Annotated in this window: 3 protein-coding genes; 1 reads left to right on the top strand and 2 read right to left on the bottom strand. The window is 47.6% G+C overall.

Translation table 11 applies throughout. The features are described from left to right. Both H6S82_RS23195 and pyk read right to left on the bottom strand, forming a co-directional pair. Window positions 1–400 (bottom strand): CHAT domain-containing protein (locus H6S82_RS23195; protein ID WP_191056777.1); only part of this gene is annotated, 400 nt, incomplete at its 3' end. Between the two features lie 308 nt (window positions 401–708). Further along, the gene (gene pyk / locus H6S82_RS23190) at window positions 709–2,502 is read right to left on the bottom strand and encodes a pyruvate kinase (RefSeq protein ID WP_190474158.1); all 1,794 of its coding nucleotides are present in this window, start codon (window positions 2,500–2,502) and stop codon (window positions 709–711) included. Between the two features lie 302 nt (window positions 2,503–2,804). On the opposite strand from pyk, the gene crtR reads away from it, so the two are divergent. After that, window positions 2,805–3,713 carry a beta-carotene hydroxylase gene (gene crtR / locus H6S82_RS23185; RefSeq protein WP_190474136.1) on the top strand — a complete coding sequence of 303 codons (909 nt, stop codon included), beginning with the start codon at window positions 2,805–2,807 and terminating at the stop codon, window positions 3,711–3,713. Window positions 3,714–3,761: the final 48 nt, after the last annotated feature.

The following is a 3,761-nucleotide window of genomic DNA, read 5'->3' as shown; positions in this document are numbered from 1 at the left end:
AATTTGCCACAGTGCTGCGTGCGCCCGCTCTCATTGCCACTCCCGCTAATCCCAACGCAGCGCGATCGTCTCCGGCTGCGGTTTCGCAAGCACTGAAAACGAGCAATTCAATCGGAGTATCTTCCTCTTGTTCTCGGCGACGTAATAAGTTATCTAACTCTTTGACGTTAACCTTATTATTACAAGTCAGAATAAATGTGTTTTCAGCTATGGAACTAAATTGACCGTGAGAGGCAATATGCACTACCGGGAACGGAACTGAATTGATTGCTTTTTGGAGATTTTCGTAGGTAAATTCTCCATCTAATAATTGCTGAGTTGAAGTTACCTGCGTTTTGATTTCCGGACGATATATTGGCGAAAACGATATTATCAACCCATTAGAAACAAAAACTGTCACCTATGTAGGAACATTTACTATTGACGATTTGAGTCGGAATGTTAGTATTTTGAATCAAACAAAAATCCCTCGTGAATGGTTTTACACATTCAACTCAGATGAAACTGTTGCTACGCTCGCAAATCTAACTGTCCCAGCATAAAGATTATCATGTTTTACAGCACTAATAAGCTATCGCACATATAATTTGTATATTTTAATAGAGGGGAAGATTGAGAAAAAGATTGATATCCTTTTGCAGTGGCATCGTTATTGTATAATTTTTCCCCCTTCCCTTGTAGGGAGGGGGGTTAGGGGGGTAGGTTCTCCTACATCACCACAGCTGTATCTGTTTGAGCGACAACAGCCGCACCGGAGTAAACCAAACCCCGCTGCATATCCAGGGTAAGAATTGCGCCATCGCGAATATTTTGAGTGGCATTCTTCACACCGACAATGACTGGGACACCCAGGCGCAAACCAATAACAGCAGCGTGACTGGTTAAACTTTCGTCCTCGGTAATGACTCCTGCTGCTTTGCGGATGGCATCGACAAAATCGGCAGTGGTACGGGGTGCGACCAAAATTTCCCCATAACTGAAATTACCGACATCTACGGCATTGTTAGCGACCCGCGCCCGACCGCTGACAGAACCCGATCCGATCGCAGTTCCTTTACCCAGTACGGTAGTGACCACTTCAACTTTAATCAAATCTGTCGAACCGGAAACACCTTGGAGAGTACCCGCAGTCATCACCACCAAATCTCCCTGAGTAAGCAGACCCCTTTCTTGGGCAACGTTGAGGGCTGCTTGGAAGGTTTGACTGGTAGATGCTAACTCCAGCATCAGCAGAGGTTTGACGCCCCACACCAGTTGCAACTGCCGCGCCACGTCAACGTGAGGAGTAACGGCAATAATCGGCGTTCTGGGTCGAAATTTGGACACATTTCGAGCTGTGGCACCAGTTTTCGTCAAGCTCATAATCGCAGCCGCCCCCAGTTGTTCGGAAATTTGGCCGACGGCTTGGCTGATGGCGTTAGGGACTGAGCGACCGTTGCTTGTACCGGAATGAGTCGTTACTTGTTGGGACTGTTCCTGCTCGATTCTAATGGCAATACGAGCCATTGTAGCGACTGCTTCGACTGGGTATTTACCCACTGCCGTTTCGTTGGATAGCATCACTGCATCTGTGCCATCCAAAATAGCATTGGCAACATCGGAAATTTCGGCACGGGTGGGCCGGGGGTTGTTCGCCATGCTATCCAGCATTTGGGTGGCGGTGATGATGGGAATTCCCAACTCGTTGGCTAAGGTAATCAGTCGCTTTTGCAGGATGGGTACGTCTTCAGCGGGTAGTTCTACGCCTAAATCTCCCCTGGCAATCATGACGCCATCGCACAAGGGGAGAATTTCTGCCATTTGTTCGATCGCTTCGTGCTTTTCGATTTTGGCAATCACCGGTACGCGCTTACCGGCTGTGGAGATCAATTCTTTAATCTCCAATACGTCTTGGGGATTGCGGACAAAGCTCAGCGCTACCCAGTCTACACCTTGGTCGAGACCGAACATCAGGTCTTTGCGGTCTTTGTCGGTCAGGGCTTTGATGGAGAGGTAAACTCCTGGGAAATTGACGCCTTTGCTGTTGGAAAGCACACCGCCGACAACAACGCGACAGTGCAATTCTTCCGAACTGCGGTCTACTTTTTCCACTACCATTTCCACGCGACCGTCGTCTAACAGAATGGTCGCTCCTTCTGGAACTTCGGCGGCTAAGTTATCGTAGGTAACGGAACTGATTTCCTGAGTACCTGCGATCGGGCGGTTGGTCAAAGTGAAGCGATCGCCTTTTTTGAGTGCGATCGAACCATTTTCAAATTGCCCCAATCTTATTTTCGGCCCTTGTAGGTCTTGCAATATCCCCACCGGCTGATTCAGCTCGAAGGAAGTCTGCCGGATGAGACGAATATTGCGCTGGTGTTCTTCGTGCGTTCCGTGTGAAAAGTTGAGCCGCAGTGTAGTTGCACCAGCTTCAATAATAGCTTTCAGAACTTCTGGGCTACGGCAGGCTGGGCCAATGGTGGCGACTATTTTTGTCCGACGCAAAGTATTTCGCAGTTGCATGGTCGATCTGAGGGACTGGGGACTAAGGGCTAGTGTTGCTACGTGGAAGTCAATCATTCAAAAGTCAAAAGTGCTTTGAGCGTAAGGCATTCAACTACTTCCGATCTGGTGGGTTACTTCTGCCGTGCTGCACTAGGAGCTAGTTTTGAGACTAAACACTAACGAAGAATATACACTAGCCTCTAGCCCCGACGCCTTCTCTCTTTTCCCCTCTCCCCTCTCCCCTAACTAAACAAAACTTTATTATTCTAGGCTTCGTATCGTATACTACGCGATGGAAGTTAACTGGAGTAAAGATACTGATGTCGGAGGCACAGAAGCCGCTGACAGTACCCAAGGAGTTATTGGCTCCTCCCGGCGATTTTAATCCTACGCTACTTATGTTTGTAGCCGCCGTAGTTATGGTGATTGTCTCGACTTGCGGTTACTGGCTGTGGAACTGGCCAGATCCCTGCTGTTTTTTGATTAATGTGACGGCTTTGCATATGGTGGGGACTGTGATTCACGACGCTTCTCACCATGCAGCCCATCGCGATCGCGTCGTTAATGCCATTTTGGGACACGGTAGTGCGTTGATGTTGGGTTTTGCCTTTCCCGTGTTTACGCGGGTGCATATGCAGCATCACGCCCACGTTAACGATCCGGAAAACGATCCGGATCATTTTGTTTCTACCGGTGGGCCACTCTGGTTAATTGCGGCAAGGTTTTTTTATCACGAGGTCTATTTTTTCAAGCGCCGTCTCTGGCGCAAGTACGAGCTGCTGGAATGGTTTTTGAGTCGGTTGTTTGTTTTTTCAATTGTTTATCTGTCCTGTCAATATCATTTTTTGGGATATATTCTCAATTTCTGGTTTTCACCGGCATTGGTGGTAGGGCTAGCTTTGGGACTGTTTTTTGATTATTTGCCTCACCGACCTTTTCAAGAGCGCGATCGCTGGAAAAATGCCAGGGTCTATGCCAGCCCCATTCTCAATATCCTCATTTGCGGACAAAATTACCACCTAATTCATCATTTGTGGCCTTCGATTCCCTGGTATAATTATCAGGCAGCTTATCGGGCTACTCAACCGCTTTTAGAGGAAAAAGGCTGTCATCTTAGGCTGGGATTGTTGCAAGGAAAAGACTTTTGGAGTTTTCTTTATGACGTGTTTTTAGGTATTCGTTTTCATCATACCAAAAAGTCTAAACAACCCTTGGAAAAGCCAACTTAATCGCGCAGCCAGCAAATACGTTAAAGGGCGATCGCGTTGTATGTACTT

This window comes from Planktothrix sp. FACHB-1355 (assembly GCF_014748295.1).
In the GTDB taxonomy this organism is placed as follows: Bacteria; Cyanobacteriota; Cyanobacteriia; order Cyanobacteriales; family Aerosakkonemataceae; genus Aerosakkonema; species Aerosakkonema funiforme_A.
Note: the sequence above shows the minus strand (reverse complement) of the source record. Positions and strands in the feature narration are given on the sequence as shown.